Source organism: Curvibacter sp. GW821-FHT01G03 (assembly GCF_059422285.1).
In genome coordinates, this window is record NZ_JBWKWP010000011.1 from 123,608 (window position 1) to 148,137 (window position 24,530).

Consider the following 24,530-nt stretch of genomic DNA (forward strand, 5'->3'; position numbering starts at 1 on the left):
GGCCGGGTTGTGTGGCGGTTTTGTCGTCGAAATGGGTTACAAATATCGTTTTCTGATGACAACTCGCTGCCCGATCGCAGCACGATACCCATGGCCCTGTTTTCTCTGCTTCCCTGGCTGGCCATCCCGGCTGCACATCGGTCTGCGCTGCCCGGGGTGGCGCCGTGATCGGTCGGTGGCTGTTGCAAGTCGGCCTGGGCTGCGGGGTCGGCGTGCTGGCCTGGGCCGGGCCATTGGGGGGTACCCCCGCTGCGGAGGGCGTTGTCGCTGGAGTTTATGGCCGCGTCAGCGAATGGGGCGAGCAGACACCCCCTGTGCTCAATGACCGACCCGTGCAGGTAAGAAAGACACCCGGGCAAGCTGTCGAGCCGATCTATCTGAATGTGCCTCCGGCCGAAAGTCGCCACTGGGCCCAGCATTGCGCCCGTCACAGGGCCTGTGCGACGCCGGTGTATTTTGTCGATGCGCCGCGCTGGGCCCAGGTCCAGGCGGCTCGCACCGAGCCGCCGGCGCCGGCGGCCGAGGCCACGGGTCCGAGCTCAGGCGCGGCTGAATAAGAAGAAGTCACGTTGCTTGAGTGGTGGTGTGGGCGCCAGCACGCGGTAAGCTCCAAGGCCATGACCACCCCCACTTTTCCTCCTCCGGCCGTTGAGGCCGATCAAGTGCTGCCCCAGCTTCGTGAACGCGGTTATGCGGTGTTGAACGCGGCCACCGTCAGCCAATGGGCCACCTGCGCACTGCCTGACCTGCAGGGGCTGCAGCCGGACTGGGACGGCTTGCCGCCAGACAATTTCCTCAAGGACGGGGGCCGGTATCGGCGGCGCCGCCATTCCTGCTTTGTGGTGCAGGGTGAGCATGTCGAGCAGGTGCCTCACCGATCCCATTGGCAACCGTTGGAGTACAACGCCTTGCATGGCGGCATGGAGCGCTGGTTTGAACCCATGTTGCCTGGCACCGTGGCCCAGCCCGTGTGGGCGCAACTGTTGTGTGCGGTGGCCGGTACCACGGCGGCCCTCAAGCGGCCGGCAGGTGCCCGCCCCGAGCCCTGGTTCATCGAGGCGCACCAGTTCCGCATTGACACCACCGACGGCATCGGCCGCCCCACCCCGGAGGGGGCCCACCGTGATGGCGTGGACCTGGTGGCTGTGTTCCTGATCGAACGCAGCGGCATCAAAGGCGGCGAAACCCGTGTGTTTGAAGCCGACGGCCCCAACGGGCAGCGCTTCACCTTGTCCGAGCCCTGGTCGCTCTTGCTGCTCGACGATGCGCGCGTGATCCACGAGTCCACCCCCATTCAGCCCTTGGCTGAGGGCGCCCACCGCGATACGCTGGTGTTGACCTGCCGCGCTGGCGGGTTCCAGGGATTGCCGGTTTGACACCGTTCTTTTTCCGATTTGATGCGTGTCAATGCGGCTGGCGAACATTCCGGCACACTTCCTGACATCAACCCACAAGGAGCTCTCCATGTTCAAGCACATCCTGATTCCGGTCGACGGTTCTGCCACGGCGACGCTGGCCGTGGACAAGGCGATTGGTCTGGCCAAGGCTTTTGCCAGCGATGTGACCGTCATCTACGTCATCGATCCTTATCCGTTCACCGGCGTCGGCGCTGATTTTGCCTATGGGCAATCGCAGTACCTGAGTGCTGCCACGGCTGAAGCCAATGCCGCGTTGGCCAGCGCGCGTGCTGCCTTCGAGGCCGCGTCTGTGCCGGTGAAGACGACCGTGGTTGAAGGCCATGCCATCCATCGTGGCATCCTGGACACGGCCCAGAGCCTGGGCACCGACCTGATCGTGATGGGCTCGCACGGCCGCCGCGGTATCGAGAAGCTGGTGCTCGGCAGCGTGGCCCAGAAGGTGCTGTCGGATGCCCACCTGCCGGTGCTGGTGGTGCGCGACTGAACACCGCCTGTCTGGCCCTTCGGGGCCTTTGAACCAGGGGCGGGAAATGGCTCTCATGGTTGTCCCTAGGTTGGGGCACCTGGGGGCTGTCTCCGTTGGTCAGGCTTGATAGCATGGTTGCACGATCTGCACTTTGCGCCCCAGGCCCATACCACCATGTCTTCCACCCCGGAAACGCTTCCCCTGGTTCGTACCATCGGCATCATGCAACCCTTGACCTGGCTGGCATTGGCCTGGCGCGACATGGCTCGCGCGGGCTGGATCAGCTTCGCCCATGGCCTGGCGATGACCGTCTTCGGCGGGCTCATCATCGCCGTCGCCGGCAACCGTTTCTGGTTGCTGGCCGGGGCACTGTCGGGTTTTCTGGTGGTGGCACCTGTGTTGGCCACCAGCCTGTATGCGCTGAGCCGGGCCCTGGAGCGCGGTGAACCGGCCTCGATGCAAGTCGTGTTCAAGACCTGGTTCAACTGGCAACACAGTCATTTCAGCAAGTGGACCCATCAATACTGGTGTCTGGTGCAGTTCGGCCTGTTGCTGGCCCTGGCCGCCACCACCTGGGTGCTGACCTCGGCGGCCCTGATCACCTTGCTGGCGCCTGAGCCGGTGCACACGCCGGTCGATTTCCTGCGGGTGGTGGTGGCCGACCCCGAGTCGGGGCTGTTCGAGCTGTGGTTGGCATTGGGCGGCTTTCTGGCAGCGCCCATCTTTGCTTCCAGCGTGGTGTCGATCCCCTTGCTGCTGGACCGCCGTATCACCCTGATGCAGGCGGTGCTCACGAGTTGGCGCACCGTGCTCTACAACCCGATCCCGATGGCTTTCTGGGCGGCCTTGATTGCCGGCTTCACGCTGCTGGGGGTCGGGTCTCTTTTGTTGGGCCTGATTGCGGTCATGCCCATGTTGGGGCACGCCAGCTGGCATGCTTACCGTGACCTGGTGGACGTTTCGACGCTGCCCTCCCGGGATGCAGCGTTGGCCCCCGTTTTTGTTCAGGTCAGACACTGATGTTTGGTTTTTCAGAAGAGCAGATCTCCACCTTCGGCCTCACGTTCGGGGTGGGGGGCTTCATGCTCTACATGTTGTTCATCATTGGCCACCTGGCCTGGGAGTCGAAGGCCGGCAAGTTCGGCACCTTTGTGCTGTTTCTGGGGCTGGGCCTCGGCCTGGTGGGTTTTGCCGCCAAGTTTGTGATCCAGTGGTACATGACCAAGTAGGCTGAGGCCCTGGCCACGGCCCAGCGCCTGAGTGCGTCCAGGTTTCAAAGCAATTCTTCAGGCACCAGCGGCCCGAGCAGCCAGGCCTTGAGCCGCAGTTTCAAAGAGGCATCGGGCTCGGTGTCCAGCACCATTTCACTGTCGTCCTGAAAGCCCAGCCATTGCAGACCGCGGCCATCCGGGGCCAGGCGCAGTCGGTAGGCGCTTTGAAGCCGGTCGATGTCGATGATGCGGATCAGCTCACGCGCCACCTCAGGGCTGTCGATCACGGCACCGAACTCGGTGTTGATGGTAGCTGAGCGGGGGTCCAGGTTCATCGAGCCGATGAAGGAGGTACGCCGGTCGATGACGAACAGCTTGGCATGCAGTCGCCCCAGGGATTTTCCGAACAGGAAGGGATGCTTGTTGTTGCTGACCTTCGAGGGGCTGAGCTCGTAGAGATCGACCCCCATCTTCAGCATGTCTTCCCGGTAACGGCTGTAGCCGACATGGACAGCAGGTTCGTCGGTCGAACTCAGCGAGTTGGTCAGCACCGTCACCTTGACGCCCTGGTCGCGCAGGGATTTCAAAAACGCCATGCCTTTCGGGCCAGGCACAAAGTAGGGCGACGAGGCGACCACTTCCTTCTTGGCCTTGGCCACGGCTTCCAGAACGTTGTAGGTGACACTGGTTTCCAGAAGCTCGCCACCGGCGACCCCGTCGAAGGGCTTGTCGGGATGGTCGGCAAAAACATAGGCCTGGCCCCAGTTCAGGCCCAGGCGGCCGGCATCCAGGTCATCGGCAATCGGCGCGTAACCCAGCACATCATTGGGTGGCAAGGGGGCCGGTGCCGCAGTGGTGGCTGGACCGGTGGCGGTCTCGAACTGTCGCCGCAGCGCCTCGGGGCTCAAGGGGCTGCTGGCAATGCTGGTCAGGGGGTAGACCGCCAGACTGTTCCAGTAACGGTCGAACAGCGCTTGCATGGCCGGCAGTACTGCCCCGGTCGTGAAGGCATCGACATCGACGAAATTGTCAGTGGCGCCTCTCAGGTAGTACTCATTGGCCACATTGCGTCCACCGATGATGGCCATCGCGCCGTCGGCGATGAACATCTTGTTGTGCATGCGGTGGTCAAGCCGGCTCCAGTCGCCGGTAGAGGCCAGGAAACGGGTGGCCTGCCCTTTTTCTCGGGCACAACAGAAGGGGTTGAACAGCCGCACCTGGACGTTTGGGTGGGCGGCGAGCCCAAGAAACAAAGGGTCATGTCCCCCGGTGTAGAGATCATCGACCAGCAGGCGAACCCGCACGCCCCGTTGTGCCGCGTCCCGCAGGGCACGCAGAAAGTAGCGGCCAGTGGCATCGCCCTCGATGTCGTAGTACTGAACGTCGAGTGAAACCTCAGCTCGGCGCGCCAGTTGCAGGCGCGCATCAAGGGAGAAGGTGCCCAGCGGCATGAGTCGGAAGCCCGACTGATCGGGGGCCGGCTGGGATTCCTGTGCGATGCGGCCCAGCGTGCTGTGCGCCGAAGCCGGGATCGCTTCGCTGGCCAGCCGCACCCGGTCCACCGGTGGCAGGCGGGTGGCGCAGCCGGCAAGCGCCAGCAACATAAGCCCCAGGCCCCACAGCAGCAGCCTTGCCGGCCATCGCTCAGCCCCGTGGCGGCCCGCCAGACCCGAGAGCCTGGGTTGGGGGGCGGGGCATGAGCGTGACGCCGGAGCCGCGCCATGGTGGTCGCTATACTGATACGGATACAAAGCTGCCATCAGGTAACGCGATGAACGCATGGTCTAGGACGGTTGTCTTTTGCGGGATGAGCCTTTTGTGGGGCTTGGCCCAAGCCGCGCTCGACATTGGGGAGGCTGCGCCGGAGTTTACGGCAAAGGTGGCTCTGGCCGGCAATCTGCAGAGCTATTCCCTGCATGATGAATTGAGCCGGGGCCCGGTGGTGCTGTATTTCTTTCCGTCTGCATTTTCCGTGGGCTGCTCGATTGAAGCGCACCAATTTGCCGAGGCGCTGGACGACTACAAAGCCTTGGGGGCCTCGGTAGTGGGGGTGTCCCGCGACGACCTGGAGACGCAGAAGAAATTCTCGGTGCAGGAATGCCGGGGCAAGTTCCCGGTGGCCTCGGACGCCGATCAGTCGATCATGAAGGCCTATGACGCGGTGCTGCATTTCCGGCCCGACTATGCGAACCGGGTGTCCTATGTGATCGCCCCGAATGGCAAGATCATCTACCAGTACACCAGCCTGAACCCGATGAAGCACGTCAGCAACACGCTGACGGCTTTGCGCAACTGGGCCAAGACGGGCATGGTTCAGCAGCCCTGAGGCCCTGGCCTTCCGCTGGGGGCAGACGGCAGGCCAAGCGCCTCAGTTTGGCTCGATCAGAGTCGTTCGAAGATCGCGGCGATGCCCTGGCCGCCGCCGATGCACATGGTCACCAGCGCGTAGCGGCCCTGGATGCGCTGCAGCTCGTACAGGGCTTTCACCGTGATCACGGCACCGGTGGCACCGATCGGGTGGCCCAGCGAAATGCCCGAGCCATTGGGGTTGACCTTGGCTGGGTCCAGGCCCAGGTCGCGGCTCACGGCGCAGGCCTGGGCAGCAAAGGCCTCATTGGCCTCGATCACATCCAGGTCGTTCACGGTCAGGCCAGCCTTCTTGAGCGCCAACTGGGTGGCCGGCACCGGGCCGATGCCCATGTACTTGGGGTCAACGCCGGCGTGGGCATAGGCCACCAGGCGGGCCAGGGGCTGCAGGCCGCGCGCCTTGGCGGTGCCGGCTTCCATCAGCACCACGGCGGCGGCGGCGTCATTGATGCCCGAGGCGTTGCCGGCCGTAACCGTGCCATTCTCCTTGACGAACACAGGCTTGAGCTTCTCCATGTCGGCCAGCGTGGCGCCGGCCCGGAAATGCTCGTCGGTGTCATAGGCCACCTCACCCTTGCGGCTTTTGAGCATCACCGGGGTGATCTGCTCCTTGAAATAGCCTGCCGCTGTGGCGCGTTCGGCGCGGTTGTGGCTTTCCACGGCCAGGGCATCCTGGTCGGCGCGGGTGATGCCCCACTTGGCGGCAATGTTCTCGGCCGTCACGCCCATGTGAATGGTGTGGAAGGGGTCGTGCAGGGCCCCCACCATCATGTCGATCATCTTGGTATCGCCCATGCGGGCCCCAAAGCGGGTGGCCAGGCTGACATAAGGTGCTCGGCTCATGTTCTCGGCGCCGCCCCCAATGGCGATGTCGGCGTCACCCAGCAAGATGGCCTGGCTGGCCGAGACAATGGCCTGCAAGCCAGAACCGCACAGGCGGTTCACGTTGAAGGCCGGCGTTCCTTCAGCGCAGCCGCCGTCGATCGCGGCCACGCGCGACAGGTACATATCGCGTGGCTCGGTGTTCACCACATGACCAAACACCACGTGGCCCACGTCGGCACCGTCGACCTGCGCACGTTTGAGCGACTCGCGCACCACCTGGGCGCCCAGGGCGGTGGGCGGGATGTCCTTCAGGCTTCCGCCAAAGGTACCAATGGCGGTGCGCACACCGCTGACAACGACGACTTCACGGGACATGTTGACTCCTCGGGTTGAAATTGAATTGAATTCTTAATTACGAATTCAGCCTGCTGATCTTAGCTGCTGCCGAAGGCCACCCGGCCTGGGTGCTGTCACGGGCGCGGCGCGGAGGGGGCTTGGCTCGTCAAGGGATTGTTAAGTTGGTTACACTCGCACCCGTTTCAGGTGCCTGCCGTCGCTCTCGACGCGTGGGTTAAACGGGAAGCCGGTGACGTTGACGTGATCAACCATTCCGGCGCAGCCCCCGCTGCTGTAAGCCAGACGACGCCGGACGACGCCACTGTGCATGAACTTGCATGGGAAGGCCCGGGGAAGGATGAAGGCGAGCCAGAAGACCGGCCTGATCCACGCGTGGTGCCAGTCCTCGGGGTGAGGGAAGGGTTCTGTCGGACACCCTTCGGGGCCCTGGGCATGCCTTTGCCTGGGCGCCAGCGCGTGGGTGCCCGTGGGCTTTTCCGGTTCGTCTTGGCGCGGTGCCGCCTCTGCAGTCCCACCGGAGATGCTCTTGTTCTCATGTCTCGGCCCTGTTTTTGCAGGCCACGTTCAACCCGCCTGCCGCCCTTGGCGGTTCGGCCCCTTGCTGGGCTGCCTCGCCACCTTCCCAGTGCTGGCCCAGCCTGCCTTGCCACAACTGGCCGAGATCCGCGTGACGGCGGGCGAGGCTCTCGCGGCCGGGGAGTCCGACAGCGCCAGTGAAGGTTATGTCACGGCCACACGCCTGGCCCGGCGCCCTTTGCTTCGCCCGGCGGATCTGATGGAGTCGGTGCCTGGGCTGGTGGTCACCCAGCATTCCGGGGATGGCAAGGCCAACCAGTACTTTCTGCGGGGTTTCAATCTCGACCATGGCAGCGACTTTGCCACCCACCTCATGGGCATGCCGATCAACATGGTGTCGCACGCCCATGGCCAGGGCTACATGGACCTGAACTTCCTGATCCCTGAGCTGGTCAGCAGCCTGCAATACCGCAAGGGCGTGTACCACCTTGAAGACGCCGACTTTGCCGTGGCCGGCAGCGCCCGGATCGACTATGTGCGGCAGTTGCCTGCGCCCTTCATCGAGCTGGGTCTGGGGCCCAGGGGTTACCGGCGCAGCCTCGTGGCAGACAGCCGGGTGATCGATGACAAGCAGCTCCTGATGGCCCTGGAGCTGACGCACAACAATGGCCCCTGGCAGCAGCCCGAGCGCCTGGGCAAGCAGAACGCGGTGCTCAAGCTCTCGTCTGGCAGCGTGGCGCGCGGTTATTCGATCAGCGCTCTGCTGTATCAGGCCGACTGGCAGGCCACCGAGCATGTGCCCGAACGGGCCATCGTGTCGGGCGAAATCGGGCGTTACGGCGTGCTGTCCCCGGGCGACGGCGGGCGCACCCACCGCTACAGCCTGTCGGCCGAATGGGCCGACAGCGGCGCTGCCAGCGCCAGCCGGGCGCAAGGCTATGTGGTCGACTACGGACTGAATCTGTTTTCGGCACCTTCAGGCTTTGTGAACGGTCTTTCGGGCGACCAGCATGAACAGGCCGACCAGCGTGTTTTGTGGGGCGGCGGGTGGCAGCACAGCTGGTTTCTGGGCGAGGGTGTCGGGGCCACCGAGCTGACGCTGGGTGGCCTGCTGCGGCAGGACCGGATCAGCAACGTGGGCCTGTTCAGCACGGTGAACCGCCAGCGCACCGAGGTGATTCGGCAGGACCGCATCACCGAGACCGCTGTCGGCCTGTCGCTCGAGGCCCGTACCAGCTGGCAGAGCTGGCTGCGCACCAGCCTGGGCCTGCGCCAGGACCACCTGCAGGCCCGGGTCACACCGCTGGCGGGGGCCTTCAATGCCGACAATGGCGGCAACGTGTCGGCACGCCAGCTCAGCCCCCGTCTGGGTCTGGTGCTGGGGCCGTTCCCGGCTTTGGGCGGCACCGAATTCTTTGTCAATGCAGGTCAGGGCTTTCACAGCAACGACGCGCGTGGGGCCACCACCCGCACCAGCCCGCAGGATGGCAGCGGCACCAGCCCGGTGCCGTTGCTGGTCAAGGCCCGCGGCCATGAAATCGGCCTGCGCACCCAGCCCCTGCCGGGTTGGCAGACCCGCCTCAGCCTCTGGCAGATGCAACTGGCCTCTGAGTTGGTGTTTGTCGGTGACGAGGGCGTCACCGAGCCCCGGGGCGCCTCACGGCGTTGGGGGCTGGAGTGGGCCCAGGACGTGCAACTGGCGCCCGGTCTGGCGTGGGATGGCAACCTGGCCTGGTCACGGGCGCGCTTTGTGCAGGCGGTCAATGGCGGCCGCCACGTGCCCAACGCCGTGCCGCTGACGGCTTCGATGGGCCTGAGCTGGGATCCCGGCGGGCCCTGGTTCGGCGGGCTGCGCCTGCGTTACCTGGGGGCCTATGACCTGGAGGAGACCGGGCAGCAGCAGTCGCGCGGGTACTGGCTGGGCAGCCTGAAGCTGGGCTACCGCTTCCAGGCCGGTTCGAACCGATGGCAGGCCAGCCTGGATGTGCTCAACCTGTTTGACCGGCGTGCCAACGACATCGAGTACTGGGGCGGCGCCTGCACCCAGCGCGAGGCCCTGGGCGGCACCGGCGGCTGCGGCAGCGGCTCGGCCATCGAGGGCCGGCTGATCCATCCCCTGGAGCCGCGCACCCTGCGCGTGGGCCTGCGGCTCAGCTTCTGAGCCGGGCGTTCAGGCGTCGCGCACGTCGGCCACAGGCTGACTGCCGAAGTCGGGCCGTTGCAGGTAGGCCAGCAGGCGGGCGGCGGCCTCCTGGGGCGACGTCAGCTGGCCCTTGTCCTTGAGCGCGGCAAAGTTGCCCTGATCAGGGAAGGCCTCGGCCGGCGCGCTGCGCAGTTGCACCTGCATGTCGGTATCGATCACGCCCGGCGCGAGTGAGCAGACCCGGGCCCCGTTGGGCTTCAGGGCCTCGTCCAGTGCCAGGCAGCGTGTGAAATGGTCCATGCCGGCCTTGGCGGCACAGTAGGGGGCTTGCGAGGCCATGGCCCGCCGACCCAGGCCCGAGGAGATGTTCAGCACCTGGCGTGGCAGCGCCCAGTCGGCGGTGCCATTCAAAAAGGCCGCACACAGCAGCATGGGCGCTTCCAACCCGATGCGCAGTGCCGCCGCCACCAGCGCCGGGTCGCTGTCGGAGAGCGGTGCGATCGGCGGGATCACCCCCGCATTGTTGATCAGCACGGCTCGCTGGTAAGCGGCCGCGTCCTGGGTGCGCAGCCACAGGCCCAGTTCGTGGGCGGCGCCTGTGCTGTCAGCCAGGTCGACCGACCAGCTCAGCAAATGGGCCCCCCGGGCCTCGGCCAGGGCCGGCAGGTCGGGGTGGGGGTTGCGCTGCAGTGTCAGCAAGGTGTTGCCCGCTTGCAGCAGTTGCTCAGCCAAGGCCAAGCCCATGCCGCGCGAGGCGCCGGTGAGGATGTACAAGGAGGTGGTCATGACGCCATGCTAGCGCGATGCGACCGAAGGTGTTGACAGGGTTGTTCCGGACCAACACCTTCGCCTTGGCGAACGGCTCAGAGTTCCACGTCCAGTGCGGAACCCACCTGGTAGAAATGTCCCCCTGCCACGTAATGCAGGCTGCGCAGCTCGTCCGGGGCGTCGTCGAAATGCCAGTGCCCGTCGCGGAACACGCGCTCATCGGCCCAGGCGGCCAGCACCTCGGCCAGGAACAGGTCGTGCGGGCCGGCCACGGCGGCGCTGGTGGGCAGCACGCGGCATTCGAGCCAGCCGATGCAGCCCTGCACCAGCCCGGCCTGCACACGGCTGGCCGGGTCCAACTGGATGCTGCTGCGGGCCAGTTTGTCGGGTTGCTCGTGACCGCTTTCACGCCCCAGGCGCAGGGTGGCCTGGGCCATGGCGGTCGGCGGGATGTTGAGCACGAACTCGCCCGAGGCGTCGACCAGCTCGCGCGTCAGCGTGGCCTTGTCGATCACCACCGCCACCTTGGGCGGCTCGAAGTCCAAAGGCATGGACCAGGCTGCGGCCATCACATTGTGGCGCCCGGCGTGCGCGCTGGACACCAGCACGGTGGGCCCATGGTTGAGCAGGCGGGTGGCTTTGGCGAGGTCGACGGCAAGGCGTGTCATGGGGTCGGGCTCAGAAGGGAACCGGGCTTTCAATGAACAGGGGCGCACCGCTGTCCGGGTGGGGCAGCCGGATCTGGGTGGCGTGCAGCAGCAATCGCGGCGCGCGGGGGGGGGCGATCGGGCCGCCGTAGAGGCGGTCGCCCAGAATGGGGTGGCCGAGCGCCTGCAGGTGCACACGCAACTGATGTGACCGTCCGGTGAACGGTTCCAGCAGCACGCGCGAACTGTTGTCCACCTCGTCGACGGCCAGCAGATGCCAATGGGTCTGGCTGGGTCGGCCCGTGGCCGCGTCGACGATGTGCAGCGGCCGGTTGACCCAGTCCAGCGCGATGGGCAGGTCGATCAGGCCCCAGTCATCGTCGGGGGCCTGCAGGCAGCCTTGCACCACGGCCACATAGCGCTTGTCGACCTCACGCTGCTCGAAGCTGCGGTTGATGCGGCGCTGGGCTTCGGCACCGCGGGCCATCACGATGATGCCGGAGGTGTCCAGGTCCAGCCGGTGCACCACACGGGCCTCGGGGAACAGGGCTTGCACGCGAGCGGACAGGCAGTCCTGTTTGTCCTCCCCCTTGCCGGGCACCGAGTGCATGCCCGCTGGCTTGTTGAAGGCCAGCACGCTGGCGTCCTCATACAGGCAGGTGATGGGCCCGGCCGGGGTGTCCAGCTCCCGGGCTGGCTGAGTGTTGCCGCTGCCCAGTTCAAGGCTCGATGGGGCGACCACGGCGGGAGGCTCGGGCCGGGCGGCTGCCGCCAGGGCGGCCCGCTCTTTGCGGGCGGCGCGGCCGGTCAGGGCAGGCCGGGGTTCAGGCGCTGGGGCGCCCTGGGCTGGCGCGGCGGGGAGGGGGGCTTGCAGGCTGCCATCGGCAGCGCGGACATGAAAGGTCGGCATGGGGATTCAGAGGGGCTTTGCAGGCCAGGCGGCTTCAGCTCAGCAGGCGCTGCACTGTCGCGCACAGCTCTTCGACATCGTTGGGTTTGTGGATCAGGGCCCTGGCGCCTTCGGCCAGCGCGCTGCGCTCGATCTCCGCCGTCACGTAGCCCGAGGCCAGCGCCACGGGCAGATCGGCGCGGATGCCACGCACCTCACGCAGCAGGTCGACGCCTGAGTAGCCGGGCATGTTGTAGTCGGTCACCAGCAGGTCGCAGGCCTGAGGGTCGGCACGCAGCGCGGCTGCGGCCTCCTGGGGGTCGGTGTAGGTGGTGACGTGGTAGCCGCGGCGGCGCAGCAGGCGCTCCACCAGAAACACCAGGGCCGTGTCGTCATCGACGTAGATGACGCGCTGGCCCCGGCCTTCAGAGGCTGGGGGCGCGGTCTTCGCGGCAGCGTTCTGGCCGGGGGCCGGCGCCGCGGCTGGCGGTGTCGGTTCGCTCGCGGTCGTGTGCGTCTCGTGGAACGGGTTGATGGCCTGGGCCCCGCGCAGCGCAGGAAAGTACAGCGAGAAGGTGCTGCCCTGGCCGGGTTTGCTTTGCACGTCGACCGCGCCGTCGTGGGTGCGCATCACCCCGTGCACCACGGCCAGGCCCAGGCCGGTGCCTTGTCCCACGGGCTTGGTGGTGAAAAAGGGCTCGAAGATGCGCTGCAGGGTGGCGGCGTCCATGCCCTGGCCGCTGTCGTGCACGCTCAGGCACAGGTAGGGGCCTGGGGTCAGGCGCAGGCGCTCGCGCAAGCGGGCCTCCGGCATCAGCGGGGCCAGCCGGATGGTCACCCGGCCCGGCCCCGGTTCCATGGCGTGGATGGCGTTGGTGCACAGGTTCAGCAGGGCCTGCTCAACCTGGGTGGCGTCAGCCAGCACGCGCGGGGTGTGCGGTGCCAGGTCCAGGTTCAGGGTGATGCCGGGCGGCAAGGTGACATGCAGCAGGCGTTCGGTCTCGTGGACGACCTCTTCCAGCGCCAGGGGGCTGCGCCGCGGTGCCTCGTTGCGGCTGAAGGTCAGGATCTGGCGCACCAGTTCGCGGGCGCGCCGGCCGGCCTTGTCGATCTCGTTGAGGCTGATCAGGGCCGGCGATTCAGTGGCCAGGTCGCCCCGGGCCAATTCGACATTGCCCAGAATGGCCCCCAGGATGTTGTTGAAGTCGTGCGCAATGCCACCGGCCATGGTGCCCACCGCCTGCATCTTCTGGGATTCGCGCAGTTGCACCTCCAGCTCGGCCCGGTGGGCCTCGGCCCGTTTACGGGCCGTCAGGTCGCGTGCAAACACGGTGATGGTCTCGCCCTCGGCATGCCGCTCGACCGAGACGCTGACTTCGACCGACAGCTCCTTGCCGCCGGCCGTGCGTGCCGTGAGGTCGCCCAACAAGGCCTGGCTGGCGGTCTGGGTGAAGGCCAGGGCCTCGCTGGCGTTGGGCAGAAAGCGCTCCAGCGGGCTGCCCAGTGCGTCACTGGCGGGGCACTGGAACAGGGCCGCCGCCGTGGGGTTGAACACGGTGATGCGCTGGTCCTTGTCCACGCACACGATGGCATCCAGCGCCGAGTTGATGATGGCTTCCAGGCGCCGTTCGCTGGCGTGCAGTTGTTCGTTGCGCTCCTGCAGGGCCGCGGCGCTTTCCTGCAACGCGCGGCGTTCCGCCAACAAGGGGCCCTGGTCGATCACCGCGCAGATGTACTGCACCAGGGGGGGCGCGCCATCCTGGTGGGTTTCGAGCCGGCGCACATGCAGGTCGCCAGTCAACTGGCCACTGTCACCGATGGCAAACACCACTTCGGTGGCCTCGGCCTGGCCTTCGCTCTGGGCCAGAGCCAGGGCCTGCTGAACCTTGCCGACATGGGCCTCGCTCACAAAAGGCATCAGTGACACCAGTGGACGATCGGCTTCGGTGGGCTGGAAGCGGCGGTGCGCCATCGAGTTGGCCTGGGCCACGATGTCGTGCTCGTCAATCACCATCAGCGGCAGCGGCACACTCGAAAACAGGGTCTCGAAGCGCTCTGAGGCACTCTCAGCATTGGCCTGGCTGTAGCGCAGGATCTCGTTCTGGCTTTGCAGCTCGGCCACGAGCTGGCGCAGCACCTCGGCACCGTCGGTCGGCAAAGGGCGTGCCGGATCGGCCATATCCTGGGAGTAAAAGGCGGGTGATGTCATGGGCGGTCGAAACTGAGGCCCAAGTGTAATGACTGACGGCTGACACTGTGGCGTGCTAAGCCGGTTGCTGACACGCTGAGGCAATAGGATCAGCGCGGCTCCGAACAACAAGCAGCCATGCCATATGGGACGGCCATGCGCTTGGGGATCAAGGCACGGTTCCCGCTGGTGGCCTGTTGATTTTGAAACACCGGTCTTGATTGCCTATCCTCTCGACAATTGGCCTTAACAAAGGGTGTCCATGCGACCGTCCGTTGCGCTTGAGTTGAAACGATGCGAAGTGCGGGAAACCGCAGGCCGCTATCGTGTGGAAAACCCACGCGTCTTCGGCTCGGTACTGCATGGCAGCGATCAGGACGGCAGCGACATTGACATCCTGGTCGATGCCTTGCCGGGTACCACATTGCTGGATTTGGGCGATTTGCAGGAGGAGCTGAAATCACTGCTTGGTGTGTCCGTCGATTTGCTGACACCCGGCGATCTGCCCTCCAAGTTTCGTGACCATGTCCTGGGAGCGGCGCAGCCGGTATGAACCGGAATCGCCTTCCTGAGTATTTGGAGCATATCGAACTGGCCGCCACCGATGCCTGCAGCTTTGTGGAGGGCATGGGGCGAGACGATTTTCAGGCTGACAAGCGCACCCAAATGGCGGTCATCATGTGTTTGATCGTCATCGGCGAGGCGGCCACCAACGTCATGGATTCGTACCCCACGTTTGCTTAAAAGCACCCCGGTGTGCCATGGCGCAGCATGCGCAATATGCGCAACCGCATGGCATGGCTACTTTGAAATCAACCTGGATGTCGTCTGGGAGACCGTGCAGGCATGGTTGCCAGCCTTGCTTGGGCAACTGCCCTCGGTGCGCCAGGATGCCGGGGGCTGAAGAGGCGCTCGGCCCGGCACCTTAGGCTTCAGCAAGCGATGCCCTGCAGGGACAGGGCGCATCGCTTACTGAGCGTACTCACTCACCGGCACGCAGCTGCAGAACAGGTTGCGGTCGCCCCACACGTTGTCGACCCGGCCCACGGGCGACCAGTACTTGGTCTGGCGCAGGCTGGCCACCGGGTAGGCGGCCACCTCGCGCGAGTAGGGGTGGGCCCAGTCGGCGCCCATCAGGCTGGCGGCGGTGTGGGGGGCGTTCTTCAGCGGGTTGTCGTCTTGTGGCCAGGTGCCGGCTTCGACCTGGCGAATCTCTTCGCGGATGGCGATCATGGCGTCGATGAAGCGGTCCAACTCGTCGCGGGTTTCGCTCTCGGTGGGCTCGACCATCAGGGTACCGGGCACGGGGAAGCTCAGCGTCGGTGCGTGGAAGCCGTAGTCGATCAGGCGCTTGGCCACGTCTTCGGCAGCCACACCGGTGGCGTCTTTCAGGGGGCGCAGGTCCAGGATGCACTCGTGCGCCACATGGCCGTTCTCGCTGGCGTACAGCGTGGGGTAGTGGTCTTTCAGGCGGGCGCTGATGTAGTTGGCCGACAGGATGGCGGCCTCGGTGGCCGCCTGCAGGCCTTCGGCGCCCATCATGCGGCAGTACATCCAGCTGATGGGCAACACGGCGGCATTGCCCAGCGGTGCCGCGCTGATGGCGCCCACGCCGTTGACCGGCAGGCCTGCGGTGGCATGGCCGGGCAGGAAGGGCACCAGGTCTTCAACCACGCACACCGGGCCGACACCGGGCCCGCCGCCGCCGTGCGGGATGCAGAAGGTCTTGTGCAGGTTCAGGTGGCTCACGTCGCCGCCGAACTCGCCCGGCGCCGCCACGCCGACCAGGGCGTTCATGTTGGCGCCGTCCACATAGACGCGACCACCGTGTTGATGCACCAGGGCGCACAGCTCTTTGACGCTGGTCTCGAACACGCCGTGGGTGCTGGGGTAGGTGATCATCACCGCGGCCAGACGCTCGCTGTACTGCTCGCATTTGGCGCGCAGGTCGGTCAGATCGACGTTGCCGTTGGCATCACAGGCCGTGACCACCACCTGCAGGCCCACCATCTGGGCGCTGGCCGGGTTGGTGCCGTGGGCCGAGGAGGGGATCAGGCAGATGTTGCGGTGGCTTTCGCCTCGCGAGGCGTGCCAGGCCTTGATGACCAGCAGGCCGGCGTATTCGCCCTGGCTGCCGGCATTGGGCTGCAGGCTGATGCCGGCATAGCTGGTGGCCTGGCAAAGCCACTGGCGCAGTTGCTCGTCCAGTTCTTTGTAGCCCTGCAGTTGGTCAGCAGGCGCGAAAGGGTGCAGATTGGCGAACTCGGGCCAGGTGATGGGGATCATCTCGCTGGTGGCGTTGAGCTTCATGGTGCAACTGCCCAGCGGGATCATGCTGCGGTCCAGGGCCAGGTCCTTGTCGGCCAGGCGGCGCAGGTAGCGCAGCATGCTGGTTTCGCTGTGGTGGCTGTTGAACACCGGGTGCGTCAGGTAGCGGCTGCTGCGGCGCAGTTCGGCCGGGATCAACGGTTCGATGCCTTTCTCGAACGCGGCCATGGCGGGCAGTGCCTGGCCATCAGCGGCAAAGAAGCGCCACAGGTCTTCGATGTGTTCGCGGGTGGTGGTCTCGTCGAGCGAGACGCTGAGTGTGCCGCCCTCTGACAGGCGCAGGTTCACACCCGCGGCCAGGGCCTTGGCCAGGATGGCCTGGGCTTGTGCGCCGGCAGCAACACTCACGGTGTCGAAGGCACCGCTTTGCTGGATCGAGTGACCCAGCTGCTGCAGGCCGGCGGCCAGCACCGCCGTGTAGGCCGCGATGCGGCTGGCGATGCGCTTGAGGCCGGCGGGGCCGTGGTAGACGGCGTACATGCTGGCCACCACCGCGGGCAGCACCTGCGCGGTGCAGATGTTGGAGGTGGCTTTCTCACGGCGGATGTGCTGCTCGCGGGTCTGCAGGGCCAGGCGGTAGGCTGGTTGGCCGTGGCTGTCGACGCTGACGCCCACCAGGCGGCCGGGCATGGAGCGTTTGAACTCATCGCGGCAGGCCATGAAGGCAGCGTGCGGGCCGCCCGCGCCCATGGGCATGCCGAAGCGCTGGGTGCTGCCAATCACGATGTCGGCGTTCCATTCGCCGGGCGGCGTGAGCACGGTCAGCGCCAGCAGGTCGGCCGCCACGATGAAGGCGGCCTGCTTGGCGTGCACTGCAGCCACGTCGGCACTGAAGTCGCGCAGTTCACCGAAGGTGCCGGGGTATTGGGCCACGGCGGCAAAGTAGTCGCGCTCAGTCAGGGCGGTGGCCCATTCTGCGGCGCTGCGGGCCACGATGACTTCGAAGCCCAGCGGTGCGGCACGGGTCTGGATCACTTCGATGCTTTGCGGGTGGCAGTCGCCGGCCACCACGATGGCGTTGGCTTTGGATTTGACCGAGCGCTTGGCCAGGGTCATGGCCTCGGCGGCAGCCGTGGCTTCGTCCAGCATCGAGGCATTGGCCATGGGCATGGCGGTCAGGTCGCACACCAGGGTCTGGAAGTTGACCAGCGCCTCCATGCGGCCTTGCGAGATTTCGGCCTGGTACGGCGTGTAGGCGGTGTACCAGGCGGGGTTTTCCAGAATGTTGCGCAGGATCACGCCAGGGGTGTGGGTGCCGTAATAGCCCTGGCCGATGTGGCTGCGCAGGATTCTGTTCTTGGATGCCATCGCCTTCAACTCGGCCAGGGCGTCTGCTTCCGTCACGGGGGCGGGCAGGTCCATGGCCGTGCCGCGCGCAATGCTGCGCGGCACGATGCCTTCGATGAGGGCCCGGCGCGAGGCGGCGCCCACGGTGCTCAGCATGTGGGCTTCGTCTTCGGGGCTGATGCCGATGTGGCGGGCCCGGAATTCGGCCGGGTTCTCAAGTTCAGCGAGGGGAAGGGCGGATTGCATCAGCATGGGAAAACTCGGGGTGGGGCGCCTGGGCTCAGGCGTTCTTGGTGAAGTCGGAGTAGGTGGTCTCGTCCATCAGGCCGTCGAGCTGGGCCGGGTTGGACAGCTTGACCTTGAAGAACCAGCCACTGGCCAGCGGGTCGCTGTTGGCCAGCGAGGGGTCGTCGCGCAGGGCTTCGTTGACTTCGACGATCTCGCCGTCCACCGGCATGTAGACGTCGGCCGCGGCCTTCACCGACTCGACCACGCCGGCCACGTCGCCGGCCGCAAAGGTCTTGCCGACTTCGGGCAGGTCGACGAACACCACATCACCCAGCGCATCTTGCGCATGGACCGTGATGCCGACCACGGCGGCGTTGCTGTCGGCGGCGTTGATCCACTCGTGCTCTTTGGAAAATTTGACGCTCATGAATTTCTCCTGAAATAGGTGTGTTGCTTGGGAGGCTGGATGCAAATCAGCCCCGGTAGTATCGGTTGGGAACGAAGGGCATGGCAGCAACTTGCATCGCCACGGGCTTGCCGCGCACGATGGCGTTCAGCCGGGTGCCCAGGGCGGCCTGGTCGGCGCGCACATAGGCCATGGCCACGGGTTGGTTGATGCTGGGGCCGAGCAGGCCGCTGCTGACTTCGCCAATGCGCTCGCCCGCCAGGGTCTGCAACTCGGTGTGTTCGCGCACCGGCACCCGGTCCAGGGCCACCAGGCCTACGCGCTTGCGGGTCAGCACGCCAGCAGTGCCCTGCAGATCAGCCAATTGGGCCAGGACCTTGGCGGCACCCGGGAAGCCACCTTCGCGCTCACCACCGGCACGTCGCACCTTCTGGATGGCCCAGGTCAGGCCGGCCTCGACCGGGGTGGTGGTGGTGTCCAGATCGTTGCCATACAGGCACAGCCCGGCTTCCAGGCGCAGTGAATTGCGGGCGCCCAGGCCGATGGGCTTGACTTCGGGCTGGGCCAGCAGCGTGCGTGCCAGGCTGTCGGCCTGGGCCGCGGGCACGGAGATTTCGAAGCCGTCTTCGCCGGTGTAGCCGCTGCGGGTCACGTAGCAATCGATGCCGCCGATGCTGAAGGCGCCGCCGGTCATGAACACCAGTTGCTCCACGCCCGGGGCCAGGCGGCTCAGGGCGGTCACGGCCTGCGGGCCCTGCAGGGCCAGCAAGGCTTGATCGGGCAGGGGAATCACCTGGCAGCGCTGGCCGATGCGGGCCTGGATGTGGGCGATGTCAGCCACCTTGCAGGCGCCGTTCACGATCACGAACAGATCGTCGCCCCGGTTCACGAACATCAGGTCGTCCAGAATGCCGCCCTCCTCATTGAGCAGCAGCCCGTAACGCTGCTTGCCGACGCCCAGGCCGATGACATCGACCGGCATCAGGCTTTCGAAGGCCGCAGCAGCGTCCGGCCCCACCAGTCGCAACTGACCCATGTGCGACACATCGAACAGGCCGGCGGCGCTGCGGGTGTGCAGGTGCTCGGCCATCAGGCCGGCCGGGTACTGCACCGGCATCGAGTAGCCGGCAAAAGGCACCATGCGGGCGCCGAGTTCAAGGTGCAGGGCGTTCAGGGGGGTGGTCAGCAGAGCGGAATCGGTCACGGTCAAGCCTTTGGCAGAGGGGGCACGGCACGCGCAGCCACAACGGCTGCTGCGCAGGGGCCCCGGCTGTCCGCTTTACCTGAGAGATTCACCCGGCGATGCGGGCTTGCTCCTTCGGTGGGCTGCGCCATGCGTTGATGGTGGGCAGCCTCTCTCCAGCTGGGAAACGTCTGTTGCCAGACGGCTGTCAGTCCTTCTGCCTGAGCGTTAGGGCGATGCACCGGTTGTTGCGCTTCGCTTTCGCCTTCGGCGGCCCGATTCGGGATCGGGCTCTCTCCTGACGGGCGGCAGTATAACGTGCGCGCCCAGGCCTGGGGCCGATTATTTGAAACCGAGCACGTGCGGCAGCCAGCTGCTGAGGGCCGGCACGAAGGTGATCACCACCAGCACCACGCCGTGCGCCCACAGGAAAGGCATCAGCTCGCGGGTCAGCTCGGACAGCGGCACCTTGGACACGTTCGAGGTCACGAACAGCAAGCCCCCCACGGGCGGTGTGATCATGCCCAGGGTCAGGTTGTAGATCACGATCATGGCGAACTGGATCGGGTCCACGCCGAGCTTCAGGGCCACCGGCGCCAGGATCGGCACCAGCACCATCACGCCGGGCAGCGGTTCGATGAAGATGCCGAACACCAGCAGGAACACGTTCACCACGATCAGGAACATCCAGGGTGACAGGTTCATGCCGATCAGCCAGTCGGCCATCAGCTGGGGCAGGCCCTCGATGGTCAGCAGCCAGGCAAACGAACCCGACAGGCCGATGATGATCAGCACCGAGGCGGTCAACAGCGAGGAGTAGGCCAGGATGTTGGGCACGGCCGACCACTTCAGGGTGCGGTACACGTATTTGCCGCAGAACAGCGCGTAGAACACCGCCACGACCGAGGCCTCGGTGGGGGTGAACCAGCCGGCGCGCATGCCGCCCAGGATCAGAATGGGCAGCATCAGTGCCGGCAAGGCCTTCCAGGTGTTGACCAGGATCTCTCTGAGCGGGGGCAGTTGGCCAGCCCCTTTGTAGTTGCGCTTTTTCGAGACATGCCAGTTGACAACGCACATGGCGATCGAAATCAGGATGCCGGGCAGAATGCCCGCCACGAACAGCGCGCCCACCGAGACGCTCTCGTCCTGCAGGGCGTAGACGATCATGGTGATGGATGGCGGGATGATGGGGCCCACGATGGCGGTCGAGGCGGTCAGGGCGGCGGCATACGACTTGTCGTAGCCGGCCTTGTCCATCATGCGGATCAACATCGAGCCCGGGCCGGCCGCATCAGCCAGGGCCGAGCCCGAAATGCCTGAGAAAAAGGTGAGCGACACCACATTGGTGTAGCCCAGGCCGCCGCGTTTGTGGCCGACGAACTGGCCGGCAAATTTGAGCAGCACCTCGGTCAGCGAGCCACCGCTCATCAACTCGGCAGCGAGGATGAAGAAGGGCACGGCCATCAGTGGAAAGCTGTCGACACCGGTGAAGGTTTCCTTCAGCAGCACCAGCAGCGGGTAGCTGTCGGTCAACACCAGGGCGGTGGCGGTGGCCAGGCCCAACGCAAAGGCCACGGGCACGCCGATGGCCAGGTACACGCAGGCCGCAATGATCAGAACAAAACTGGGGTTCATGGGGAAGGCTCTGCGAGGTCAGATAGAGGCGCTGGCCGTGGCATCGAACTGCGCATCGGTGGCGAATTTGCGGTCGGTGATGTAGTGGCGCAGCACCAGCAGGAAGTGGATGCACAGCAGCAGCCCGCCCACCGGAATGGCCATGTAGATGTAGCCGAAGGGGATCTGGGTCGCGGCCGTCATCTGGAACATGGCGCGCTGGGTGTATTGCCAGCCGATCCAGGTCATCATCACGAAGAAGGCCATCAACAGGATGGCCACCAGCACGCGGATGGCCTGGCCCACCGGGCGTGGAAAAGCATCTTGCAGGTTCTCGACCGCGATGTGACCCCCGTAGCGCATCACCATGCCCGAGCCGATGAAGGTCAGCCAGATCATCATGTGGCGGGCCACCTCTTCGGCCCATTCGATCGAGGCATTGGTCAGGTAGCGCAAGGCCACGTTGGCAAAGATGATGACCGACATGGCCGCCAGCAGCACGATCAGGGCCCAGCGGTTGGTGGCCACGAAGTAGCGTTCAAAGGTGTTCATGAGGATTCAGCGCGGTGCGCCCAGGGCAGGGGAGAGCGCGCTGCCAGCAAGGCGGCGCGGGGTCCGGCCCGCTTGCAGCTGGGGCAAGCCGGCCGGCAGGGCGATGCTCAGCGCACGTCCTGGATCTTCTTGATGTTGTCGGCGCCAAATTCCTTGGCGTAGCTCACATAGGCGGGCTTGAGGGCTTCGCGGAAGGCGGCACCGTCGACCTTGCGGGTCACGGTCATGCCGTCTTTTTCCAACTGGGCAATGCCGTTGTTCTCGTCGTCGTTGACCTTCTTGCGCTGGGCCACGGCGCCTTTCTTGGCCGCCTCCTGGAACACCTTTTTATCGGCGTCGCTGAGCTTGCTCCAGACACGCTGGGACACCAGCAGCAGGGCGGGCGAGTAGACGTGGCCCGTCAATGAGAGGTGTTTTTGCACCTGGGCGAATTTGGACGACAGAATCACCGGAATGGGGTTTTCCTGCCCGTCGACCGTGCCCTGCTGCAGGGCGCCGAACAGCTCAGGGAAGGCCATGGGCGTCGGCAGGATGCCGAAGGTCTTGTAGCCCTCCATGTGCACCTTGTTCTCCATGGTGCGCATCTTCAGGCCGGCCGCATCGCTGGGCTTGACGATGTCGCGCTTGTTGTTGGTCATGTGGCGGAAGCCGTTTTCCGTCCAGGCCAGGGCGATCAGGCCCTTGGAGGGGAACTTGCTCAGCAGGTCCTGGCCGATCGGGCCGTCCATCACCTTGCGGGCGTGGTCATAGTCGCGGAACAGGAAGGGGATGTCGACGATTTTCACCTCGGGCACAAAGTTGCCGACCGGGCCGGTCGAGGTGTTGACCAGGTCCTGGGTGCCCAACTGCACCGCCTCGATCATCTCGCGCTCTCCCCCCAGGGCAGAGCTGGGGAACTGCTGGCATTTGTAGCGGCCTTGGGTGCCTTTTTCGATCTCGTCGCAGAACACCGTGGAGCCGACACCGTAATGCGAGTCCTTGGTGGTGGCGTAGCCGATCTTCAGCGTGGTGGTCTGGGCGAAGGCGGTGCCGGTGAGGCCGGCGGCCAGCATCATGGACAGGGCGGTGCGGGAAAGGGTCATCTTGTCTCCTTGCTTGTGCTTGTTTCTGTTGCGATTCAAAGTAAATTTGTCATACAACTTTTTCATTATGCGGGGCAGGGACAGACGGCTGAATCCGGGTTTTCGCTAGCTTTGGCGGGCCACCAACGCCTGCGGGTCGTCCAGGTGACTTCCAGCCGCCTTCAAGGGGAGGTGGCAAAGAAAAAGCGCCCACAAGGGGCGCTTTGAAGGGGGGTGAAGGGGGGGAGAGGGGTCTGCCGCGTTGGCAGCCCCCATGCTCACATGCCCGAGTAGTTCGGGCCGCCGCCGCCTTCGGGGGTCACCCAGACGATGTTCTGGGTCGGGTCCTTGATGTCGCAGGTCTTGCAGTGCACGCAGTTCTGGGCGTTGATCTGCAGGCGGTCGCTGTTGTCGTCGTTCTTGACAAACTCGTACACGCCGGCCGGGCAGTAGCGGGCCTCGGGGCCGGCGTACTTGGCCAGGTTCACCTTCACCGGCACAGACGCGTCTTTCAGCGTGAGGTGGGCGGGCTGGTTTTCTGCGTGGTTGGTGTTGCTGATGAAGACACTGGACAGGCGGTCAAATGTCAGTTTGCCATCGGGCTTGGGGTAGTTGATCGGCTGGCACTCGGCGGCCGGCTTCAGGTAGGCATGGTCCGGCTTGGTGCGGCGCAGCGTCCAGGGGATGTGGCCGCGCAGCACGAACTGCTCGAAGCCGTTCATCAACGTGGCGGTGGTCAGACCGTACTTGAACCAGTTCTTGAAGTTGCGGTCCTTGTTCAGTTCGGTGTGCAGCCAGCTGTGCTCGAAAGCCTCAGGGTAGGCCGTCAGCTCGTCGTGCTGGCGGCCGGCCACCACGGCGTCATAGGCCGCTTCGGCGGCCAGCATGCCCGTCTTGATGGCGGCGTGGCTGCCCTTGATGCGACCCACGTTGAGGTAGCCGGCGTTGCAGCCCACCAGCGCGCCGCCCGGGAACACTGTCTTGGGCAGGGCATTGATGCCGCTGGCGTTGATGGCGCGGGCGCCATAGGACAGGCGCTTGGCCGTGACCTCACCCTGGTCGTTTTCGAAGTAGTAACGCACGTTGGGGTGGGTTTTCCAGCGCTGCAGTTCTTCGAACGGGCTCAGGTAAGGGTTGGTGTAGCCCAGTCCGGTGACAAAGCCGAGCGCCACCTTGTTGCCTTCAAGGTGGTACAGGAAGGCGCCACCATAGGTGTCGGACGCCATGGGCCAGCCGGCGGTGTGCATCACGAAACCGGGCTTGTGGCGGGCGGGGTCGATCTCCCACAGCTCTTTGATGCCGATGCCGAAGCTCTGCGGGTCGCGACCCTCGTCGAGCTTGAAGCGGGCAATCAGCTGCTTGCCCAGGTGGCCGCGGGCGCCTTCAGCGAACACGGTGTACTTGGCGTGCAGTTCCATGCCCAACTGGAAGTCGCCGGTGGGTTCGCCTTCCTTGTTGATGCCCATGTTGCCGGTGGCCACACCCTTGACCGAGCCGTCCTCGTTGTAGAGCACTTCGGCGGCGCTGAAGCCCGGGAAGATTTCCACGCCCAGGGCTTCAGCCTGCTCACCCAGCCACTTGGTGACGGCACCCAGGCTGACGATGTAGTTGCCATGGTTGTGGGCAAACGGAGGCAGCAGGAAGTTGGGCACGCGAAAACCCGATTTCTCGCCCAGAAAGATGTAGGCATCGTCGGTCACCGGCTGGTTCAGCGGGGCGCCGTCGGCCTTCCAGTTCGGCAGCAGTTCGGTCAGGGCCTTGGGGTCCATGATGGCGCCCGACAGGATGTGGGCACCGGGCTCGGAGCCTTTTTCCAGCACCACCACCGACACGTCGGTGCCTTTTTCGGCGGCCAGTTGCTTGAGCCGAATCGCGGTGGCCAGCCCGCCCGGGCCACCCCCAACGACGACGACGTCGTATTCCATGGCCTCTCGCGGGCCGTATTGGGACAGGATTTCTTCGTTGGTCATGGGGCGTCTCGCTGGATAATGATTTGGGTTCGGTGACTCAGTTGTAACCGGCTGCGCGGCATTTTATTCGCAGCATGGCTGAATTAGAACGGTCGTTCGTTTTTTT

21 protein-coding genes and 3 riboswitches are annotated in these 24,530 nt (G+C 65.5%); of the genes, 8 read left to right on the top strand and 13 right to left on the bottom strand.

The window, feature by feature from the left end; translation table 11 throughout:
- Nucleotides 1-617: 617 nt before the first annotated feature.
- From AC07VS_RS17385 to AC07VS_RS17400, 4 genes are all read left to right on the top strand, one after another.
- Nucleotides 618-1,376 carry a 2OG-Fe dioxygenase family protein gene (locus AC07VS_RS17385; RefSeq protein WP_494751580.1) on the top strand — a complete coding sequence of 253 codons (759 nt, stop codon included), beginning with the start codon at nucleotides 618-620 and terminating at the stop codon, nucleotides 1,374-1,376.
- 88 nt (nucleotides 1,377-1,464) lie between these two features.
- Nucleotides 1,465-1,902, top strand: a complete 438-nt coding sequence (locus tag AC07VS_RS17390; protein WP_492345285.1) for a universal stress protein — start codon at nucleotides 1,465-1,467, stop codon at nucleotides 1,900-1,902.
- 156 nt (nucleotides 1,903-2,058) lie between these two features.
- Nucleotides 2,059-2,904 carry a DUF2189 domain-containing protein gene (locus AC07VS_RS17395; RefSeq protein ID WP_492345286.1) on the top strand — a complete coding sequence of 282 codons (846 nt, stop codon included), beginning with the start codon at nucleotides 2,059-2,061 and terminating at the stop codon, nucleotides 2,902-2,904.
- Complete coding sequence (locus AC07VS_RS17400; protein WP_019575240.1) at nucleotides 2,904-3,113, top strand: DUF2788 domain-containing protein; 210 nt, start codon at nucleotides 2,904-2,906, stop codon at nucleotides 3,111-3,113. The genes AC07VS_RS17395 and AC07VS_RS17400 overlap by 1 nt, the downstream gene beginning before the upstream one ends.
- Nucleotides 3,114-3,157: 44 nt before the next feature.
- Here AC07VS_RS17400 and AC07VS_RS17405 read toward each other — a convergent pair whose 3' ends face one another.
- Nucleotides 3,158-4,699, bottom strand: a complete 1,542-nt coding sequence (locus AC07VS_RS17405) for a phospholipase D family protein (RefSeq protein ID WP_494751581.1) — start codon at nucleotides 4,697-4,699, stop codon at nucleotides 3,158-3,160.
- 203 nt (nucleotides 4,700-4,902) lie between these two features.
- Here AC07VS_RS17405 and AC07VS_RS17410 point away from each other — a divergent pair, with 203 nt between their 5' ends.
- A complete protein-coding gene (locus AC07VS_RS17410) occupies nucleotides 4,903-5,421 on the top strand; it encodes a peroxiredoxin (protein ID WP_494751618.1) in 519 nt (172 codons plus the stop codon).
- A gap of 56 nt (nucleotides 5,422-5,477) precedes the next feature.
- On the opposite strand, the gene bktB is transcribed toward AC07VS_RS17410, so the two are convergent.
- The gene (bktB, locus tag AC07VS_RS17415) at nucleotides 5,478-6,662 is read right to left on the bottom strand and encodes a beta-ketothiolase BktB (RefSeq protein ID WP_492345287.1); all 1,185 of its coding nucleotides are present in this window, start codon (nucleotides 6,660-6,662) and stop codon (nucleotides 5,478-5,480) included.
- Nucleotides 6,663-6,811: 149 nt separating this feature from the next.
- Nucleotides 6,812-7,023, top strand: a riboswitch (cobalamin riboswitch).
- Nucleotides 7,024-7,242: 219 nt separating this feature from the next.
- Between bktB and AC07VS_RS17420 the strand changes: the two genes are divergently transcribed.
- Entirely contained in the window at nucleotides 7,243-9,321 is a 2,079-nt protein-coding gene (locus AC07VS_RS17420) for a TonB-dependent receptor (protein ID WP_494751582.1), read from the top strand.
- Nucleotides 9,322-9,330: 9 nt separating this feature from the next.
- On the opposite strand, the gene AC07VS_RS17425 is transcribed toward AC07VS_RS17420, so the two are convergent.
- The 4 genes from AC07VS_RS17425 to AC07VS_RS17440 form a co-directional block, all read right to left on the bottom strand.
- Nucleotides 9,331-10,089 carry an SDR family NAD(P)-dependent oxidoreductase gene (locus tag AC07VS_RS17425; RefSeq protein WP_492345289.1) on the bottom strand — a complete coding sequence of 253 codons (759 nt, stop codon included), beginning with the start codon at nucleotides 10,087-10,089 and terminating at the stop codon, nucleotides 9,331-9,333.
- Between the two features lie 77 nt (nucleotides 10,090-10,166).
- Nucleotides 10,167-10,739, bottom strand: a complete 573-nt coding sequence (locus AC07VS_RS17430) for a flavin reductase family protein (RefSeq protein WP_494751583.1) — start codon at nucleotides 10,737-10,739, stop codon at nucleotides 10,167-10,169.
- Between the two features lie 10 nt (nucleotides 10,740-10,749).
- A complete protein-coding gene (locus AC07VS_RS17435; RefSeq protein ID WP_494751584.1) occupies nucleotides 10,750-11,628 on the bottom strand; it encodes an RluA family pseudouridine synthase in 879 nt (292 codons plus the stop codon).
- A gap of 34 nt (nucleotides 11,629-11,662) precedes the next feature.
- Nucleotides 11,663-13,816 carry a PAS domain-containing hybrid sensor histidine kinase/response regulator gene (locus AC07VS_RS17440; RefSeq protein WP_494751585.1) on the bottom strand — a complete coding sequence of 718 codons (2,154 nt, stop codon included), beginning with the start codon at nucleotides 13,814-13,816 and terminating at the stop codon, nucleotides 11,663-11,665.
- Nucleotides 13,817-14,057: 241 nt separating this feature from the next.
- On the opposite strand from AC07VS_RS17440, the gene AC07VS_RS17445 reads away from it, so the two are divergent.
- Nucleotides 14,058-14,348 carry a nucleotidyltransferase family protein gene (locus tag AC07VS_RS17445; protein WP_492345293.1) on the top strand — a complete coding sequence of 97 codons (291 nt, stop codon included), beginning with the start codon at nucleotides 14,058-14,060 and terminating at the stop codon, nucleotides 14,346-14,348.
- Nucleotides 14,345-14,539, top strand: a complete 195-nt coding sequence (locus tag AC07VS_RS17450) for a HepT-like ribonuclease domain-containing protein (RefSeq protein WP_492345294.1) — start codon at nucleotides 14,345-14,347, stop codon at nucleotides 14,537-14,539. The genes AC07VS_RS17445 and AC07VS_RS17450 overlap by 4 nt, the downstream gene beginning before the upstream one ends.
- Nucleotides 14,540-14,764: 225 nt before the next feature.
- Here AC07VS_RS17450 and gcvP read toward each other — a convergent pair whose 3' ends face one another.
- From gcvP to AC07VS_RS17485, 7 genes are all read right to left on the bottom strand, one after another.
- Complete coding sequence (gene gcvP / locus AC07VS_RS17455; protein ID WP_494751586.1) at nucleotides 14,765-17,662, bottom strand: aminomethyl-transferring glycine dehydrogenase; 2,898 nt, start codon at nucleotides 17,660-17,662, stop codon at nucleotides 14,765-14,767.
- 28 nt (nucleotides 17,663-17,690) lie between these two features.
- Nucleotides 17,691-18,065 carry a glycine cleavage system protein GcvH gene (gcvH, locus tag AC07VS_RS17460; protein WP_019575226.1) on the bottom strand — a complete coding sequence of 125 codons (375 nt, stop codon included), beginning with the start codon at nucleotides 18,063-18,065 and terminating at the stop codon, nucleotides 17,691-17,693.
- Nucleotides 18,066-18,111: 46 nt separating this feature from the next.
- Complete coding sequence (gene gcvT / locus AC07VS_RS17465; protein WP_494751587.1) at nucleotides 18,112-19,254, bottom strand: glycine cleavage system aminomethyltransferase GcvT; 1,143 nt, start codon at nucleotides 19,252-19,254, stop codon at nucleotides 18,112-18,114.
- 50 nt (nucleotides 19,255-19,304) lie between these two features.
- A riboswitch (glycine riboswitch) is annotated at nucleotides 19,305-19,417 on the bottom strand.
- Nucleotides 19,418-19,426: 9 nt separating this feature from the next.
- Nucleotides 19,427-19,538, bottom strand: a riboswitch (glycine riboswitch).
- A 31-nt stretch (nucleotides 19,539-19,569) separates the two neighbouring features.
- A complete protein-coding gene (locus tag AC07VS_RS17470) occupies nucleotides 19,570-20,862 on the bottom strand; it encodes a TRAP transporter large permease (RefSeq protein ID WP_494751588.1) in 1,293 nt (430 codons plus the stop codon).
- An 18-nt stretch (nucleotides 20,863-20,880) separates the two neighbouring features.
- Complete coding sequence (locus AC07VS_RS17475) at nucleotides 20,881-21,393, bottom strand: TRAP transporter small permease (protein WP_494751589.1); 513 nt, start codon at nucleotides 21,391-21,393, stop codon at nucleotides 20,881-20,883.
- A 107-nt stretch (nucleotides 21,394-21,500) separates the two neighbouring features.
- Nucleotides 21,501-22,475: a TRAP transporter substrate-binding protein gene (locus tag AC07VS_RS17480; protein WP_492345299.1), complete on the bottom strand. Its 975-nt coding sequence runs from the start codon at nucleotides 22,473-22,475 to the stop codon at nucleotides 21,501-21,503.
- A 257-nt stretch (nucleotides 22,476-22,732) separates the two neighbouring features.
- Complete coding sequence (locus AC07VS_RS17485) at nucleotides 22,733-24,424, bottom strand: electron transfer flavoprotein-ubiquinone oxidoreductase (protein WP_492345300.1); 1,692 nt, start codon at nucleotides 24,422-24,424, stop codon at nucleotides 22,733-22,735.
- Nucleotides 24,425-24,530: the final 106 nt, after the last annotated feature.

Coding starts and splice junctions, on each gene's coding strand:
- AC07VS_RS17475 (WP_494751589.1), bottom strand. CDS start 21,393: ATGAACACCTTTGAACGCTACTTCGTGGCCACCAACCGCTGGGCCCTG.
- gcvP (WP_494751586.1), bottom strand. CDS start 17,662: ATGCTGATGCAATCCGCCCTTCCCCTCGCTGAACTTGAGAACCCGGCC.
- AC07VS_RS17395 (WP_492345286.1), top strand. CDS start 2,059: ATGTCTTCCACCCCGGAAACGCTTCCCCTGGTTCGTACCATCGGCATC.
- AC07VS_RS17435 (WP_494751584.1), bottom strand. CDS start 11,628: ATGCCGACCTTTCATGTCCGCGCTGCCGATGGCAGCCTGCAAGCCCCC.
- AC07VS_RS17410 (WP_494751618.1), top strand. CDS start 4,903: ATGAGCCTTTTGTGGGGCTTGGCCCAAGCCGCGCTCGACATTGGGGAG.
- AC07VS_RS17450 (WP_492345294.1), top strand. CDS start 14,345: ATGAACCGGAATCGCCTTCCTGAGTATTTGGAGCATATCGAACTGGCC.
- AC07VS_RS17405 (WP_494751581.1), bottom strand. CDS start 4,699: ATGTTGCTGGCGCTTGCCGGCTGCGCCACCCGCCTGCCACCGGTGGAC.
- bktB (WP_492345287.1), bottom strand. CDS start 6,662: ATGTCCCGTGAAGTCGTCGTTGTCAGCGGTGTGCGCACCGCCATTGGT.
- AC07VS_RS17390 (WP_492345285.1), top strand. CDS start 1,465: ATGTTCAAGCACATCCTGATTCCGGTCGACGGTTCTGCCACGGCGACG.
- AC07VS_RS17430 (WP_494751583.1), bottom strand. CDS start 10,739: ATGACACGCCTTGCCGTCGACCTCGCCAAAGCCACCCGCCTGCTCAAC.
- AC07VS_RS17385 (WP_494751580.1), top strand. CDS start 618: ATGACCACCCCCACTTTTCCTCCTCCGGCCGTTGAGGCCGATCAAGTG.
- AC07VS_RS17400 (WP_019575240.1), top strand. CDS start 2,904: ATGTTTGGTTTTTCAGAAGAGCAGATCTCCACCTTCGGCCTCACGTTC.
- AC07VS_RS17440 (WP_494751585.1), bottom strand. CDS start 13,816: ATGACATCACCCGCCTTTTACTCCCAGGATATGGCCGATCCGGCACGC.
- AC07VS_RS17425 (WP_492345289.1), bottom strand. CDS start 10,089: ATGACCACCTCCTTGTACATCCTCACCGGCGCCTCGCGCGGCATGGGC.
- AC07VS_RS17485 (WP_492345300.1), bottom strand. CDS start 24,424: ATGACCAACGAAGAAATCCTGTCCCAATACGGCCCGCGAGAGGCCATG.
- gcvH (WP_019575226.1), bottom strand. CDS start 18,065: ATGAGCGTCAAATTTTCCAAAGAGCACGAGTGGATCAACGCCGCCGAC.
- AC07VS_RS17445 (WP_492345293.1), top strand. CDS start 14,058: ATGCGACCGTCCGTTGCGCTTGAGTTGAAACGATGCGAAGTGCGGGAA.
- AC07VS_RS17470 (WP_494751588.1), bottom strand. CDS start 20,862: ATGAACCCCAGTTTTGTTCTGATCATTGCGGCCTGCGTGTACCTGGCC.
- AC07VS_RS17480 (WP_492345299.1), bottom strand. CDS start 22,475: ATGACCCTTTCCCGCACCGCCCTGTCCATGATGCTGGCCGCCGGCCTC.